The organism is Caballeronia sp. LZ035 (assembly GCF_031451175.1).
Taxonomy (GTDB): domain Bacteria; phylum Pseudomonadota; class Gammaproteobacteria; order Burkholderiales; family Burkholderiaceae; genus Caballeronia.
Genome location: NZ_JARUXS010000001.1, coordinates 2,861,606 through 2,878,549, shown reverse-complemented (window position 1 = coordinate 2,878,549; position 16,944 = coordinate 2,861,606). Strand labels below are relative to the sequence as shown.

General features: G+C 62.4%; 13 protein-coding genes. 12 read left to right on the top strand and 1 reads right to left on the bottom strand.

Features of this window, described 5'->3' with window-relative positions; genetic code table 11:
* The first annotated feature begins 8 nt into the window (after positions 1-8).
* Together QCE88_RS13510 and QCE88_RS13505 are read left to right on the top strand one after the other, a co-directional pair.
* Complete coding sequence (locus tag QCE88_RS13510) at positions 9-1,286, top strand: dihydroorotase (protein ID WP_309902621.1); 1,278 nt, start codon at positions 9-11, stop codon at positions 1,284-1,286.
* A 2-nt stretch (positions 1,287-1,288) separates the two neighbouring features.
* On the top strand, positions 1,289-2,095 hold the full coding sequence (locus tag QCE88_RS13505) for a lysophospholipid acyltransferase family protein (RefSeq protein ID WP_309902619.1): 807 nt from the start codon (positions 1,289-1,291) through the stop codon (positions 2,093-2,095).
* Here the strand turns inward: QCE88_RS13505 and QCE88_RS13500 are convergent.
* Complete coding sequence (locus QCE88_RS13500; protein ID WP_309902617.1) at positions 2,064-2,918, bottom strand: symmetrical bis(5'-nucleosyl)-tetraphosphatase; 855 nt, start codon at positions 2,916-2,918, stop codon at positions 2,064-2,066. The genes QCE88_RS13505 and QCE88_RS13500 overlap by 32 nt on opposite strands.
* 357 nt (positions 2,919-3,275) lie before the next feature.
* On the opposite strand from QCE88_RS13500, the gene rfbB reads away from it, so the two are divergent.
* From rfbB to QCE88_RS13450, 10 genes are all read left to right on the top strand, one after another.
* Positions 3,276-4,337: a dTDP-glucose 4,6-dehydratase gene (rfbB, locus tag QCE88_RS13495; RefSeq protein ID WP_309902615.1), complete on the top strand. Its 1,062-nt coding sequence runs from the start codon at positions 3,276-3,278 to the stop codon at positions 4,335-4,337.
* Positions 4,338-4,347: 10 nt separating this feature from the next.
* Positions 4,348-5,241 (top strand): glucose-1-phosphate thymidylyltransferase RfbA, encoded by an 894-nt coding sequence (gene rfbA / locus QCE88_RS13490; protein WP_309902613.1) that lies wholly within the window; start codon positions 4,348-4,350, stop codon positions 5,239-5,241.
* Positions 5,226-5,777, top strand: a complete 552-nt coding sequence (gene rfbC, locus QCE88_RS13485; RefSeq protein WP_309902610.1) for a dTDP-4-dehydrorhamnose 3,5-epimerase — start codon at positions 5,226-5,228, stop codon at positions 5,775-5,777. The genes rfbA and rfbC overlap by 16 nt, the downstream gene beginning before the upstream one ends.
* On the top strand, positions 5,774-6,682 hold the full coding sequence (gene rfbD, locus QCE88_RS13480) for a dTDP-4-dehydrorhamnose reductase (RefSeq protein WP_309902608.1): 909 nt from the start codon (positions 5,774-5,776) through the stop codon (positions 6,680-6,682). Before rfbC ends, rfbD begins: the two co-directional genes overlap by 4 nt.
* Positions 6,683-6,696: 14 nt before the next feature.
* Entirely contained in the window at positions 6,697-7,521 is an 825-nt protein-coding gene (locus tag QCE88_RS13475) for an ABC transporter permease (RefSeq protein ID WP_309902606.1), read from the top strand.
* Entirely contained in the window at positions 7,511-8,929 is a 1,419-nt protein-coding gene (locus tag QCE88_RS13470; protein WP_309902603.1) for an ABC transporter ATP-binding protein, read from the top strand. The genes QCE88_RS13475 and QCE88_RS13470 overlap by 11 nt, the downstream gene beginning before the upstream one ends.
* Positions 8,926-12,318: a methyltransferase domain-containing protein gene (locus tag QCE88_RS13465; protein WP_309902601.1), complete on the top strand. Its 3,393-nt coding sequence runs from the start codon at positions 8,926-8,928 to the stop codon at positions 12,316-12,318. Before QCE88_RS13470 ends, QCE88_RS13465 begins: the two co-directional genes overlap by 4 nt.
* A 107-nt stretch (positions 12,319-12,425) precedes the next feature.
* Positions 12,426-13,919 carry a mannose-1-phosphate guanylyltransferase/mannose-6-phosphate isomerase gene (locus tag QCE88_RS13460; RefSeq protein ID WP_309902599.1) on the top strand — a complete coding sequence of 498 codons (1,494 nt, stop codon included), beginning with the start codon at positions 12,426-12,428 and terminating at the stop codon, positions 13,917-13,919.
* Positions 13,920-14,340: 421 nt separating this feature from the next.
* Positions 14,341-15,516, top strand: a complete 1,176-nt coding sequence (locus QCE88_RS13455; protein ID WP_309902597.1) for a hypothetical protein — start codon at positions 14,341-14,343, stop codon at positions 15,514-15,516.
* 3 nt (positions 15,517-15,519) lie between these two features.
* Entirely contained in the window at positions 15,520-16,926 is a 1,407-nt protein-coding gene (locus QCE88_RS13450; RefSeq protein ID WP_309902595.1) for an MBOAT family protein, read from the top strand.
* The last annotated feature ends 18 nt before the right edge of the window (positions 16,927-16,944 follow it).

The window sequence follows — 16,944 nt, the reverse complement described above, 5'->3', positions numbered from 1 at the left end:
AACGCGACATGAAGATCCAGATTCAAGGCGGCACGATCATCGATCCGGCCGCGGGCACCGAAACACGCCAGGACGTGTTCATCGCAGCGGGCAGGATCGTCGGCGTGGGCGCTGCGCCGGCAGACTTCAGCGCCGCGAAGGTGATCGACGCCAATGGGCTCTACGTGGCGCCGGGCTTCGTCGATTTGTCGGCGCGGCTGCGCGAACCGGGCTTCGAGCACAAGGCAACACTCGAATCCGAAATGGCGGCGGCCATGGCGGGCGGCGTGACGAGTCTCGTGTGTCCGCCCGACACCGACCCGACGCTCGACGAACCCGGTCTCGTCGAGATGCTCAAGTTCCGCGCGCAGAAGCTGCATCAGGCGCACGTGTATCCGCTCGGCGCGCTGACGGTGGGACTGAAGGGCGAAACCATCACCGAGATGGTCGAGCTGACCGAGGCCGGCTGCATCGGCTTCTCGCAGGCGGATAACCCGATCGTCGATACGCGCACGCTGCAACGCGCGCTGCAATACGCGACCACCTACGGCTATACCGTGTGGCTGCGTCCGCAGGACGCGTACATGTCGAAGGGCGGCGTTGCGGCAAGCGGTCCGGTGGCGTCGCGGCTCGGGTTGTCCGGCGTGCCGGTGTCGGCGGAAACCATCGCGCTGCATACCTTGTTCGAACTGATGCGCGTGACGGGCGCGCGCGTGCATCTGTCGCATCTGTCGTCGGCGGCGGGCGTCGCGCTGGTGCGCGCGGCGAAGGCCGAAGGGCTCGCCGTGTCCGCTGACGTGACCATCAATCACGTGCATCTGGTGGACGTGGACATCGGCTATTTCGATTCGCAGTTCCGCCTGGATCCGCCGTTGCGCGCGCAACGCGACCGCGAGGCGATTCGCGCGGGTCTGGTGGACGGGACCATCGACGCAATCTGCTCCGATCACACGCCGCTCGACGAAGACGAGAAGCTGTTGCCATTCGCCGAGGCGACGCCGGGCGCGACCGGCCTCGAACTGCTGCTGTCGCTGACGGTGAAGTGGGCGCGCGAGGCGGACGTGCCGCTTGCCAAGGCGCTCTCGCGCATCACGTCGGCACCGGCGGACGCGTTGAAGCTGCCTGCGGGACGCATCGTGACGGGCGCGCTCGCCGATGTCTGCGTGTTCGATGCCAACGCCGACTGGCGCGTCGATCCGCGCAAGCTCAGGAGCCAGGGTCGCAACACGCCGTTCCTGGGCTACGAACTGCCGGCGCGCGTCCGTGCGACGGTTGTCGGCGGCCATCTCGCCTACGAGAGTCGCTGAACATGCGGCTGACGCTGCGCAAACTGAGGCTCCTCGTCCACTTGCTGATTGGCATGGGGATCGTTGCATCGCGTTTTCCGCGCGCCTCCGCGAGCGAGCGCAGCGAGATGAACCGCGTCTGGTCGATCGAGATGCTGCGGCTCGCGGGCATGAAGCTCGTCGTACACAACGACGAAGCGCGGCTCGATGCCGGCGTGCTGGTGGTCGGCAATCACGTGTCGTGGATCGACATCTATGTGATCAACGCGTGGCGTCCGACGCCGTTCGTTTCGAAGGCGGAGATCCGCAAGTGGCCGGTGGTCGGCTGGCTCGCGCAGCAGCTGGACACGGTGTTCGTGCAGCGCGAGAAGCGCAGCGACGCGAAGCGCATCATGCACGAACTCGCGCAACGGCTGATGGCGGGCGAGAAGATGTGCGTGTTTCCCGAAGGCACCACGACCGATGGCCGTGCGCTGCTGCCGTTTCACGCCAATCTGTTCCAGGCGGCCGTGTCGGCATCCGTGCCGGTGCAGCCGATCTGCCTGATGTACGAGGACGCGCAGGGCCGGCAATCGGTCGCGCCGGCGTATATCGGCGACATGTCGCTCAACGATTCGCTCGATGCGCTGTTGCGCGCCGGCGAGCTCACCGCGCATCTCTACGTGTGCAATCCGCTCGCGCCGGGCGCAGACCGGCGGCTGCTCGCGAGCGAGGCGCAGGCCGCGGTGAGCGCGGCGCTGGACCGGATGCGCGGCGCGCCGGCTGTCGTCAGCGAGCCGCTGTTCGTCGAACCGGTCGTCACTTCTTCATCGAACAACTCACCTGCGTGACGACGCGCTGCGCCGGATCGGCCGTGAGCCGCACCGCCGACAGCTTGTTGCCCCACACGCAGCCCGAGTCCAGGCACAGCACGTTGTCGCGGATCATCAGGCCGAGCGCGGCCCAGTGGCCGAACACCACCGTCACGTCCTGCGTGCGGCGTCCGGGTACGTCGAACCACGGCAGATAGCCGGGCGGCGCGGCATCGGGGCCGCCGTTGTTGGCGAATTCCATCGCGCCTTCGGCCGTACAGAAGCGGATGCGCGTCAGCGCGTTGTAAATCACGCGCAGGCGGTCCAGGCCCGTCAGTGTGTCATCCCAGCGATCCGGCTCGTTGCCGTACAGGCCCGCCAGCGTCTCTTTCCAATCCGGCGCGCGCAATGCGGATTCGAGTTCATGCGCGAGCGTCATCGTCAGCGCGGCGTCCCATTGCGGCAGCACGCCCGCGTGCACCATCAGCATGCCGTGCTCGAAGTGCGCGACGGGCTTGTGCCGCACCCATTCGATGAGGTCAGCCGCATCGGGCGCGGCGAGGATCTCGTCGAGCGTGTCGCCTTTCTTCGGCTTGCGCAGGCCGGCCGCGACCGACAGCAGGTTCAGGTCGTGATTGCCGAGCACGACCGTGGCGCGCGAGCCGAGCGCGATCACCTCGCGCAAGGTTTGCAAGGACTGCGGCCCGCGATTGATCAAGTCGCCCGCGAACCAGAGCGGTACGTCTTCGGCGACGGCCGCTTTCTTGAGCAGGCGCTCGAAGGGTTCGCAGCAGCCTTGCAGGTCGCCGAAGACGAGGGGAGCGGGAGCAGCGTCGGTGCGGGAGGTCTGGGCGTCGGTCATTGAGTAGCGGGTTTTGGCTGGGCGCCTGTCATGATTTGTCGGGTCGAAGATCATGAAGCAGAGGGCGTTCAGCGTCTGTTCATATGAAGAAGCAAGCGGCCGAAAGGTTACACAATGCAACCCGATGCAACCATGATTCCCTAGCTGTATCAAGTTGTTAGCCGTGTCGTTTTCGGAGGGCGTGGCCTTATAATGCACGGTTGATCAAACAGGGTCGAATTCAGCGAATCGGTAATGGATTCCGGTTAGCTTGAAGATCCGCCGCAACTGCACATTTTTCGCATAGTCGAGCTGACACTGCTTGCCAGGCATCGCTCTTGAGCAAATTGCAGATCGGAAGCACTGAAGGGGCCAGGTATGATTTTCGTGACGGGCGGCGCCGGTTTTATCGGCGCGAATTTTGTTCTGGATTGGCTCAAAGGTTCGGATGAACCCGTTCTTAACGTCGACAAGCTGACGTACGCAGGCAATTTGGGAACGCTCAAGTCGCTCAAGGACGATGCTCGCCATCTCTTCGAGCGCGCGGATATCTGCGACCGCGCCGCGATGGACGCGCTGCTGACGAAGTACAAGCCACGCGCGATATTGCATTTCGCCGCCGAGAGCCATGTCGATCGCTCGATCCACGGCCCGGCTGATTTCGTGCAGACGAACGTCGTCGGCACCTTCACGCTGCTTGAAGCCGCGCGGAGTTACTGGAGCACGCTGCCGGAAGACGAGAAGCAGGCGTTTCGCTTCCTGCACGTGTCGACCGACGAGGTGTACGGCTCGCTTTCCGCCACCGATCCGCAATTCTCCGAGACCACGCCGTACGCGCCGAACAGCCCGTACTCCGCGACCAAAGCCGGTTCCGATCACCTGGTGCGCGCGTATCACCACACCTACGGCCTGCCTGTTCTGACGACCAATTGCTCGAACAACTACGGTCCCTACCAGTTTCCCGAGAAGCTGATTCCGCTGACGATCGCCAATGCGCTCGGCGGCAAGCCGCTTCCGGTCTATGGCGATGGCCAGAACGTGCGGGACTGGTTGTACGTTGGCGATCATTGCTCCGCGATCCGGGAAGTGCTGGCGCGCGGCGTGCCGGGCGAAACCTATAACGTCGGTGGCTGGAACGAAAAGAAGAACATCGACGTCGTGCATACGCTGTGCGACCTGCTCGACCAGCAAAAGCCGAAGTCGAGCGGCTCCTATCGCGACCAGATCACCTATGTGAAGGACCGCCCTGGCCACGACCGCCGCTACGCAATCGACGCGTCCAAGCTCAAGCGCGAACTCGGCTGGGCGCCTGCGGAAACCTTCGAGACGGGTCTGGCGAAGACGGTCCAGTGGTATCTGGACAATCAGGCGTGGTCGGACGAAGTGGCGTCGGGCGAGTACCGGAAATGGGTCGAGACAAACTACGCGCAGCGCGCGTAAGGGGCTGATCATGGCGCGCAAGGGCATCATTCTCGCCGGCGGTTCCGGCACGCGGCTTTATCCGATCACGCATGCGGTGTCGAAGCAGCTGCTGCCTGTCTACGATAAGCCGATGATCTACTACCCGCTGTCCACGCTGATGATCGCGGGCATCCGGGACGTCCTCGTCATCTCGACGCCGCAGGACACGCCACGCTTCGAGTCGATGCTCGGCGACGGCAGCCAGTGGGGCATGAACATCCAGTACGCGGTGCAGCCGTCGCCGGACGGGCTCGCGCAGGCCTTCATCATCGGGCGCGAGTTCGTGGGCAACGATCCTTCGGCGCTCATTCTCGGCGACAACATCTTCTACGGGCACGATCTCGCCAAGCAACTCGAAGGCGCCGACACCCGTACCGAAGGCGCGACGGTGTTCGCATATCACGTGCATGATCCGGAGCGCTATGGCGTGGTCGAATTCGACCGGCAATTCCGCGCGCTGTCGATTGAAGAGAAGCCCGCGAAACCGCGTTCGAACTACGCGGTCACGGGGCTGTACTTCTACGACAAGCAGGTCTGCGACATCGCTGCGGACATCAAACCGTCGGCACGGGGCGAGCTCGAAATCACCGATGTCAACTCGCGCTATCTCTCGCAGAAGGCGCTCGATGTCGAGATCCTGGGGCGCGGCTATGCGTGGCTCGACACGGGCACCCATGATTCGCTGATCGAAGCGGCAACCTTCATCGCTACCTTGCAGAAACGTCAGGGCCTCGTGGTGGCGTGTCCCGAGGAAATCGCGTATCGCAAGCGCTGGATCGACGACGAGCAACTGCTCGCGCTCGCGAAACCGCTGTCGAAGAACGCCTACGGTCAATACCTGCTCAACCTTCCTGAGGACCAAGTCGCATGGCCATCCAGGTAACCGCTACCGCACTGCCGGAAGTCAAGATCATCGAGCCGAAAGTCTTCGGTGACGCACGTGGCTTCTTCTATGAGAGCTTCAACGCGCGCGAGTTTGCGGAGCACGTCGAGGCGGGCGTCGACTTCGTGCAGGACAATCACTCGCGCTCGGCCAAGGGCGTGCTGCGCGGGCTGCACTATCAGATCCAGCATGCGCAGGGCAAGCTCGTGCGCGTGGTCGAAGGCGAGGTGTTCGATGTCGCCGTGGACATCCGCAAGCGCTCGCCGAACTTCGGCAAGTGGGTGGGCGTGCGTCTGTCCGCCGACAACAAGCGGCAACTCTGGGTGCCGCCCGGCTTCGCACATGGTTTCTACGTGACGTCCGAGAGCGCCGAGTTTCTCTACAAGACCACGGATTATTGGTTCCCCGAGCACGAGCGCAGCCTGCTGTGGAATGATCCCGCGCTCGGTATCGACTGGCCGATCGACGGTGTGCCTCAGGTCGCGGCAAAAGATGCCGCGGGCCGTCTGCTGGTGGACTGCGAGGTGTTCGAGTGAGAATTCTGTTGACTGGACGCAACGGGCAGGTGGGATGGGAACTGCACCGCGCGCTGGCGCCTCTGGGTGATGTCGTGGCATTCGACCGTACAGGTGCGGACCTGTCCCGGCCCGAGACCATTGCGCCCCTGGTGGCATCGGTTCAGCCCGATGTCATCGTGAATGCAGCGGCTTACACCGCGGTCGACAATGCCGAGAAGGAAGAGGCGCTTGCCCGGCGGATCAACGCCGATGCAGCTGGCGAACTCGCCGGCGCGGCGCGCAAGCTGAAGGCCTTGCTCGTGCATTACTCCACGGATTACGTCTTCGACGGAAGCTCGACCGAGCCCTATCGCGAACATGACTCGGTCGCGCCGCTCAACGCCTATGGCCGCACGAAGCTGGCCGGCGAGCAGGCCATCGAAGCGGCTGGCGGCGACTGGCTCACACTGCGCACCACGTGGGTCTACGGTACGCGCGGCCGCAACTTCTTGCGCACCATGCTGCGACTCGGATGCGAGCGGGAGACGCTGCGTGTCGTCGCGGATCAGATTGGCGTGCCGACGTCCGCGCGCATGATCGCCGATCTTACCGCCCAGGTCATCTCCCGGGCGCAGCGTGAGCGGTCCGACGGCGTGTTCACAGCAGGGCTCTTTCACATGACGGCCAGCGGCCGGACCGACTGGCACGGCTTCGCGAGCGCGATCATTTCCGCGGCGCGCGAAGCGGGCCGTCTGCCGATCAAGACAACGAGCGTCGAGCCGATCACGTCGCGTGAATTTCCGACGCCGGCGGCGCGTCCCGCTTTCTCGGTGCTGGACAACTCGCGCTTCGACGAGCGCTTCCGTTTGCATCGCATGGACTGGCGCGAAGCGCTTGCTCTCGTCATGGACGATCTGCTGGTTGGCGGGAGCAGCCTGAATTGAATACTGGAACACCTATGGCAACTTCGAACCGACTGCGGCATCCGCTCGCGGTCCTGTATTCGCTGACCGAGAACTGGAGCTTGATCGTTCAATTCGTCAAGCGTGAAGTGGCAGGCCGGTACAAGGGGTCTTTTCTCGGGCTCTTCTGGTCGTTCATCACCCCGTTGCTCATGCTGGGCATCTACACGTTCGTATTCGGCTATGTGTTCAAGTCGAAATGGCGGGCGAATTCCACCGATCCCGTCGAGTTTGCCGTCGTCATGTTCGTCGGCGTGCTCGCGCACAACCTGATCTCCGAGTGCCTCACGCGCGCGCCGCTGCTGGTGGTCGGCAACCCCAACTACGTGAAGAAGGTGGTTTTCCCGCTGGAAACGCTGCCCTGGATCGCCGTCGGCACGGCGCTGTTCCACATGCTGGTTGCAGGCGTCATCCTGCTCGTCGCCATCTTTCTGTGGCAGGGCCACGTGCCCTGGACCATCGTTTTCGTGCCGCTGATCCTGCTGCCTTACCTCGTGCTGATCGCGGGTCTCGTGTGGTTTCTGGCATCGTTCGGCGTCTTCATGCGCGACCTCGGGCAAGTGATGGGCATCGTGTCGTCGCTGCTCATGTTTCTCGCGCCCGTTTTCTATCCGATGACGTCCGTGCCGGCGCCATTGCGGCCCGTCATCATGCTCAATCCGCTCACCTTCGTCATCGACGAGTTTCGCACCGTGGCCATCTGGGGCGGTCAGGTCGACTGGAAGGGCTGGCTGATCTATTGTGCCGTCGCCTACGTCATTGCCACGCTCGGCCTGATGTGGTTCCAGAAAACACGCAAGGGGTTCGCCGATGTCCTCTGATCGCGTCATTGCGCCTCCCATCGACGTGTCGGCGTCCCCTCAGGCGCAGCCGGCCGTGGAGGTCAGAGGGCTCAGCAAGCGCTATGAAATCTATAACGCGCCGCAAGATCGCCTGAAGCAAATGGTGATGCCGCGGCTGGCGCGCTTGTTCGGCCGCCAGCCGAAAGAGTATTTCCGTGAATTCTGGGCGCTGAGAAACATCGACCTGACGGTGTCGCGCGGCGAAACCGTGGCGATCATCGGGCAGAACGGTTCAGGCAAGTCAACCTTCCTGCAATTGGTCTGCGGGACGCTGTTTCCCTCCGAAGGCGAAGTCAGGCGCAACGGCCGCATCGCGGCGCTGCTCGAATTGGGCGCGGGCTTCAACCCCGAGTTCACCGGCGAAGAGAACGTCTTCCTCAGTGGCATGCTGTACGGCCTGTCGGAGCAGCAACTGAAGGAACGCTATGACTCGATCATCGCCTTCGCCGAGATCGGCGAGTTCGTCGGGCAGCCCGTCAAGACGTATTCGAGCGGCATGTATGTGCGGCTTGCGTTTGCCATCGCGGCGCACGTCGATGCAGACGTGCTCGTGGTCGATGAAGCATTGTCCGTCGGCGATGTCCGCTTCACGCAGAAGTGCATGCGTTTTCTCCGAGAGTTCCAGAAGAACGGCACCCTGCTGTTCGTGAGCCACGACGTGAGCGCCGTCACGAGCCTGTGTTCTCGCGCCGTATGGCTCGATCACGGCTCGGTCCGGGACGATGGTCCGGCGAAGGAAGTCGTCGAGGCCTACCTCGCCGAGCAGCACGTGCTGGATCGCAAGGCGCAGGGCGTGGCGGTCACGACAGCAAGGAAGGAACGTGCGCGCGCGCAGATGAAGGCGCTCGATGTCGTGGATCCGCGGATCGATCTGCTCAAGAGCGCGAACTCGATTCAGGTCTTCGAGTTCGATGCCGACGCGAACCACAATGCGTTCGGTGCGGGCGGTGCGACGATCCTCGAGGTGTCGCTGACCGACGAGGATGGTCATGCGATGCAACTCCTTCATGGCGGCGAGCTCGTCACGCTCGAGATCCGGGTGGGTCTTCGCGTTCCGCTGACGAACCTCATCTTCGGCTTCTACCTGAAGGACCGTCTGGGTCAGCGGCTGTTCGGCGACAATACGCATCTCACGTATGAAGACGCGATCGAAGGCGCCGTCGACGACGAGTTTCGCGCGCAATTCCAGTTCCGCATGCCGATCCTGCCCGCGGGCGCCTATTCCGTGGACGCCGCTGTCGCGTCCGGGACGCAGGAGGAACACACGCAGCAACACTGGATCCATGACGCCCTGCAGTTTCGCGCCGTCGACAGCACGATGCGTCATGGCCTGGTAGGCATTCCGATGCTGCGAATCAAAGTTGAAAAGGAGAGGTCCGTCGCATGATGGAATTTACCGGCGAACGATATCTGCCGACCGAGGAAGGCGATATCCGTTATGAACACTGGCACCGTTATGCATGGGCCAGCCAGGCCATCGCGGGCCTGGACGTGCTCGACGTGGCCTGCGGCGAGGGCTACGGTTCGTCGATTCTGTCGCGTTGCGCGCGTTCGGTGACGGGCGTCGATATTGCGCCGGATGCGGTTGCGCATGCACAGTCCGTCTACAAGGACGTCGCCAGTCTGTCGTTCATGACCGGCAGCGCGAGCCAGTTGCCGCTTCCCGACGCGAAGTTCGACGCAGTGGTTTCCTTCGAAACGATCGAGCATCTGCATGAGCAGGAAGAGATGATCTCGGAGATCCGCCGCGTCCTGAAGCCCGGTGGCTTTCTGATTCTGTCGTCGCCGAACAAGAAGGTGTACTCGGACGATCGCGACTACCAGAACGAATACCACGTCAAGGAGTTGTACTTCGAGGAACTCGACGCGCTGCTCAAGCGGCACTTTCCTCGCGTCAAGTATCACGGACAGCGCCTCGCGACGAGTTCGGTGATCGTTCCGCAACGCGAGCCGGGCACGTTCTACAGCGCGCATACGCTGCACGGGGACGCCGTCGACGCACGCACGGCGGAACTCGACTCCATCATGTACTTCCTCGCGGTATGCAGCACGGATCCCGCGAAAGACGCGCCTGTCGTCTCGGCCTCGGTGTTCTTCGAGGAAGGCAGCGACCTGTACGCGCGGCGCTACGAAATCATCGATTGGGCGAATCGCCAGAGCGAGGAAATCGCCGCGCGCGACAACGAGATCCGTCGTCTGCAGAAGGAGTTCGAAGACCGGACGAACTGGGCACTCGCGCTCGACAGTGATCTCCACGTGGCGCATGCGCGCGAGGAGCACATGTCCAGCGAGCGCGCGCAGATCAAACAGCGTCTCGATGCGAGGATCGCAGATCTGCTGGAGGCGCAAGCCGATAACGTCCGTATCAAGGCGGAGTTCGCCGATATGGCGGCCAAGGAGTTCGACCGCATGGAGCGTCTGCATGCTCGCGTGACGGAAGAACGCGACACGCTGCGCTCGCAGGCCGGTGAACTGCAAGCCAAACTGACCGAGATGTACTCATCGACCTCGTGGAAAATCACTCGGCCGATTCGTGTCGTCAAGCGAGCCGCGCGCGGCGAGTTCGGACCGCTTCTGAAGCCCTTGCGTCCGTTCGCACGCAAGTGGGGCCGCAAGGCCTATCAATCCCTGCCGCTGAGTCATCGGCACAAGACTCAGCTTGCGCATCTGGCGTTCAAGGTGGCGGGCCCGCTCTTCGAAGGGGTCGTGTTCTACGAAGCATGGAAGCGCCAGGGTGAGCCGCTGGAAAACACGCTGGGGCAGGGGCCCATCGAGCCGGACAAGTTCGAGGCCTTGCTCTCCACGCTGCGCTTGCCCGACGTGTCCGAACCGAAGGTCTCGGTGATCATCCCGACCTACGGCAACCTCGCTCATACGCTGGGCTGCGTGCGTTCGATCACTGAAAACATGCCGAACGCGTCGATCGAGGTGATCGTCGCGGAAGATGCCTCGGGCGATCAGGAAATCCTGCGCATGCGCGGGTTGCCCGGGCTGCGCTTCATCGAAAATCCGCAGAATCTGGGCTTCGTGCGTTCGTGCAATCGCGCGGCCAGCTTCGCCAAGGGCGAGTACGTCTATTTCCTGAACAACGACACGGAAGTGACGCCGGGCTGGCTCGACACGCTGCTCGCCGTATTCGACACGCGCCCCGACTGCGGCATGGTCGGCTCGAAGCTCGTCTATCCGGACGGCCGCTTGCAGGAAGCGGGCGGGATTCTGTGGAAGGACGCCTCAGGCTGGAACTTCGGGCGTCTCGATGATCCGTCGAAGCCGGACTACAACTATCTGAAGGAAGTCGACTACTGTTCCGGCGCGTCGCTGCTGCTGCCACGCGCGCTCTTCGAGCAACTGGGCGGCTTCGACGAGCATTTCGTGCCGGCCTATTGCGAAGACGTCGATCTCGCCTTCAAGGTCCGCGAATCCGGCAAGAAGATGTACTACCAGCCGGAATCGATGATCATCCACTACGAAGGGATCTCGCACGGCACGGACACGGGCACGGGCATCAAGGCCTATCAGGTAACGAATCAGGCGAAGATTCGCGAACGCTATGCGCGGATTCTGGACGCCGAACACTTCGAGAACGGCACCCATGTTCGCGAGGCGCGTGACCGGAGCGGCAAGAAAAAGTCGATCCTGATCGTCGATCATTACGTGCCGCAGCCGGATCGCGACGCGGGGTCGCGGTCGATCTTCTGCGTCATCCGGACCTTGATCGACATGGGTCTGAGCGTGCATTTCTGGCCGCAGAACCTCTGGTACGACGCCGCTTACGTCAAGCCGCTCCAGGCGCTCGGCGTGGAGGTTTATTACGGCAACGAACTGGCGCGCCAAGGCTTCGACGAGTGGATCAAGCAGAACGGGGCGTCGTTCGACTATGCGTTGCTGAATCGTCCGCACGTGAGCGAGCCGGTCATTGCGCCGCTGCGCCAGTACGCACCGAACGCGAAGCTGCTCTATTACGGCCATGATCTGCACTTCGAACGCTCGATGCGCGAATTCAACGTGACCGGCGACGTGGCGCTCAAGCGCCGCTCGGAAGAAGAGCTGGCCCAGGAGATGAAGATCTGGCGTTCCGTGGACGCGGTCTACTATCTCTCGGCGACCGAAGCCGACACGGTCAGGCGGCTCGCACCGGAAGTCGTCTCCCGATCCTTGCCCGGCTATTTCTTCGAGCCGCGTGGCGAACCGGGCGCGCCGGCGAGCCTGACCGGGCGCAGCCAGGTGCTGTTCGTGGCGGGCTTCGGCCATCCGCCGAACGTCGACGCCGCCAATTGGCTCGTCATGGACATCCTGCCGTTGCTCAAGCGCCGGATGCCCGACGTGCATGTCAGTCTGGTCGGGTCGAATCCCACCGATGAAGTGAAGGCGCTCGCCGGTCCCGACGTCACCGTGACGGGTTACGTGACCGACGCCCGGCTCGAAGCGCTTTACGAGTCGGCGCGCGTCGTTGTCGTTCCGCTGCGTTTCGGCGCCGGCGTGAAGAACAAGGTGGTCGAGGCGCTGCACTTCGGCACGCCGCTCGTGACCACGCCCGTCGGCGCACAGGGTTTGCCGGGGCTGGATGAGATCGTCGCCGTGAAGGAAGACGAGCACGACATCGTCGATGCGCTCTACACCTATCTGACCGATGACGACGCGTGGCTGCGGGCGTCGGCGGCAGGCCGTCGTTACGTGGCGGCGCACTATTCGCGTGAAGCGATGCGCCGCGGCCTGGAGCAGGACATCGACGTGGGCCGACCGGTGGCGCCGCGCAACGAAGCTTCGCCGGCATGAGCGGGACTCTTCCGTACGGCAGGCGGCATGCAGATGCCGCACGACACATTGACAGGGTGACCGCTGCACCGGAAGGTGGCGGGCACCGCGCAGGTCAGAGGTAATCCATGAAGTCTCTCGATATTTCCGGCGCGAAAACGCCCAGGCTGGTACCGATCATCATTTGCGGCGGTTCAGGAACGAGGTTGTGGCCGGTGTCGCGGCAGGCGTTCCCGAAGCCGTTCATGCGGCTGGCGGATGGCCAGAGCCTGCTGCAGAAGGCTTACTTGCGTGCCGCTTCGCTTCCGGACGTCGCGGACGTCATGATCGTGACGAATCGCGATACCTATTTCCTGGTCAAGGACGACTGCGCTGAAGTGAAGGTCGACGGGGTTCGGCTCGGATTCGTGCTGGAGCCGGTTGCACGGAACACGGCGGCCGCGATCGCGGCGGCGACGCGCATCGCGCGCGAGCGCTACGGTGACGACACGGTGCTGCTCGTGATGCCGGCCGACCAACTGGTCGAGGATGTCGCGGCGTTCTCTCAGGCCGTCGACCTGGCTGCACGCACGGCCAAGGACAACGGCATCGTCGTGTTCGGTATTCAGCCGACGCGCGCCGAAACGGGTTTTGGCTACATCGAGATCGACGAGCGCGCGGAGTCTTCCTTGAGCATCGCACCGGTGAAGCAATTCGTCGAAAAGCCGGTTGCGGACGTCGCCGAGCGCTTTCTCGCGGACGGCCGGCACCTGTGGAACGCCGGCATGTTCTGCTTCGCGCCCGCGACGATGCTCGCGGAACTCGATCTTCACGCACCTGACATCGTCTCGCAGGTGTCGCGCGCCGTGGAGGATGCGTCCGTGAGCGAATCGAACGGCAGCTTCAGCGTCGAGCTGGACGCGGTGGCGTTCAGGGACGTGCACAGCACGTCGATCGATTATGCGGTGATGGAGCGATCGCACAACGTCTCGGTCGTCGCGTGCTCGATCGGCTGGAGCGACATCGGTTCCTGGAAGGCCATCAGCGAGTTGAGCCAGCCGGACTCGAACGGCAACCGTGTGGAAGGCACGGTCGCGTTGCACGACGTCGCGGATTGCTTCATTCGCGGCGAGGATCGCGTGATCGGTGCGATCGGCCTGCGCGATCTGATCATCGTCGATACGCCGGACGCGCTGCTCGTCGCGGATCGCAACAGGACGGAAGAGGTGAAGGAGATCGTCGCGCAACTGTCGAGGGTGAAGCACGAAAGCTGCGCGCTGCACCGGACGGTGCATCGTCCGTGGGGAACCTATACGGTGCTGGAAGAGGGCGAGCGGTTCAAGATGAAGCGCATCGTCGTGAAGCCTGGCGCGTCGCTGTCGCTGCAGATGCATCACCATCGAAGCGAACACTGGATCGTGGTGCAGGGATGCGCCGATGTCGTATGCGGCGAGCAGCAGGTGCAGTTGCAGCCGAACGAGTCGACCTATATCCCGGCGGGCCGCAAGCATCGGCTGACGAATCCCGGCGTGCTCGATCTCATCTTGATCGAGGTTCAATGCGGCGAATATCTGGGCGAGGACGACATCGTTCGTTTTGAGGATGTGTACGGACGTCTCAAGGCGCCGGCTGTTGCACGTTGAGCCGTTGCGGCGCGTCTTCCGCTGTCTTGATCGGCATGTGCTCATGGATTGCGCGCCGGGGACTCCAGGAAATCGGATGGTGACGGGTTTGACCCGGCACGAATTCCATCTTCCTCTTTCGACTTTTCCAGGGCGCCGCTTCAACCGTATTAAATGGGTCAAACCAGGCAAGCTGCCGCGATTCCGCACACCATTCGATAGGGATGACAGCAATGTCGTGCCGCGCGCCGACTCTGTAGAATGCGGGGCTCAGCGTGCGGGCGACAGCCAATCGAAGCTTGGCGCGCCGGCATTCGGGCGACTGACCGAAGGTCGTTCGATGCAACCTTCCCCTGGAAATACGTCACGAATAATGCGCAGAAAGCTTTGCGTGTTACGCTAACGGCCTTTGTTATCAAGTAATTCTTACAGGCAACGGTTCATGGTAGATACTCCCGTTGATTTCTCACGGCAGGGAACGTCGGCGACAGGTGGAGTTTCCGGCTTTCGTTTTCTGGGCTGGCTTGCTATCCCGATCGTTGTCGCAGCAATCCTGCTGGTCCTTATCAATATCCTCGTTTTTCGAACCCTCAATTACTATCATTGGGTCAAGCCCGATTCGGTCATGGGCATGGTGGTTCAGACCGAGGGCCTCGTCGAGCATCAAATCGTTCCCGGCAAGCGCAATATCATTGTTATCGGTGATTCGCGTGTCAGCGAGGGCTTCTCGGCGGTCATCGCGAATGAGGAAAGCAAACGTCCCGACCTCAATTTCATTCAGGCGGGAATGCCCGGCACCGAGCCGCGCGTCTGGTACTACTTCCTGCGCAAGATCGATCCCAAGCAGCAGAAGTTTGCGGGCATCGTGCTCATGGCGTCCCATTTCGATGACAGCCATCAACCGTACGATCCGGCAGAGCGCATCGACGATCTGACCTATCTTCAGCCGCTGACGACTTTCAAGGACTCGGTGGCCGTCGCCGAGACCTTCCATGGCTTCGACGAGCGGGTGCATGCTTTCACGGCGATGATGCTTCCGCTCAACACCGCACGGCTGGACATTCAGGATTTCCTGGCACACAAGGTCAAGCGCGTCGACCAGGCGAAGGAATGGCACGCGCACTTCTATCAATGGTCGCTCCAATATCCCGGGCAACAAGGCGCGGTTCCGGCGCTCGGCAAGAGCGACCTTGCAAGCTTCGACTTCAAGTCGGCCGGTTTGCCGCCGCTCAAGGTCAACGCGATGAACGAATACGTGAAGGGTCTGCTGGGACAGAGCCGCTTGATTTCGGCGGACCAGTTCGGCCTCTATCGCCAGAAATGGTTCGGTGCGATCGCCGATGAATACCAGCATGCAGGCGTGCCGGTGTTCGTGTTCCAGGCGCCCCGAGGGCCGTATGAAGCCTACGGCACGGCGTCCGCGGCGGATACCGGCAAGGGAGTTCTGCGTCAGCTCGCGCAGCAGGGCCGCATCACGCTGCTCGATCCCAAGCCCCTCGAACAACTGGAAGAGCCGGGCTATTTCTTCGACTCGCTGCACGTCAACGACAAGGGGCGCCATATCATGAGCCCTGCGATCGCGCGTCTCGTCTCACAACAACTCCCCGCGGCTCGATAGCACATGCTGTTCAATACCTTCGAATACTGGATATTCTTTGCGATCGTCGTTGTCATTCTGGCGTTTCTTCGGCCGGAGGCGAAGCGCCTCATTATTGTCGTCGCGAGCTTTATCTTCTATTCGTTCTGGGACCCGCGTCTTTGCGTGCTGCTGCTTGCATCGACCGTCGCCAACTACTATCTCGGTATACTGATCGAGGACGCGCCCGAGCGCCGCAAGAAAGCGCTCGTGACCGTCGCAGTCGCGCTGAATCTCGTCGTCCTCGGCTTCTTCAAGTATTTCGATTTCTTCGCGAACTCGCTGACCGCGCTGCTCGGCCTGTCAGGTCACCCGTGGGCGCTCGACATCATTCTGCCCGTCGGCATCAGCTTCTTTACATTCGAAGGCATTGCCTATTGTTGCGACGTCTATCGCAAGCACGTGCGCGCGGTGCGGAGCTTCATCGACTTCGCCTTGTTCATCTCGTTCTTTCCTCACCTCGTCGCGGGCCCGATCATCCGGCCGGAAAACTTCTTCCCGCAAGTGCGCAACAACCATGGGTTGACAGCGGTCGACGTGAAATGGGGACTCTGCCAGATCATCAAAGGCCTGGCCAAGAAGATCATCTTTGCCGATTACTTCGCGATCGTCGCCGATGCTTATTTCAACGATCCGACGAGTGGCGCCGTGGCACCGGCAATCGGCATCATCGCCTTCGCGATGCAGATCTACTTCGATTTCTCCGGCTACACGGATATTGCGCGCGGCTGTGCAGGGTTATTGGGCTTTCGCTTTCCATCGAATTTCGAGCGCCCGTATCTCGCGATCAACATCGCGGACTTCTGGCGCCGCTGGCATATTTCGTTGTCGACCTGGCTGCGCGATTATCTCTACATTCCGCTGGGCGGAAATCGCACATCGGCATCACGGGTTTATGTGAACTTGATGATCGTGATGGCGCTCGGTGGACTGTGGCATGGCGCCAGCTGGAACTTCATGGTCTGGGGCATTGCGCACGGCGCCATGCTGTGCATTCATCGCTTGTGGGACCGTACGCTCGGGCGGCGCCTCGTGGCGCCGGCCGCGCTCAAGCCGGTCACGACGGCCTTGTGCGTGGTCCTGACTTTCGTGCTCGTGTGTCTTGCGTGGATTCCGTTCAGAGCGAACGATTTCGCCTCGACCGCCCTGATCTTGCGGCAGGTCGCATCGCCGCGCGTGTTGAGCCTTGCGGGCGCGACGCATTACTACTGGGGTCTGCTCGCCGCTTGTGCGATCTGGTGTCTCATCGACTGGAACCGACGCGTGCAGCATTGGTTCGTCGAACGCATGCCCTATGTGATGGCGGGAGTGCCCGTGGCGATCGTGCTGGTCGCCATCCAGGTCTTTGGGCAATTCGGTCTGCAGATTCCCTTCATCTACTTCAAGTTCTGATCAATGGCGCGGGCCGAC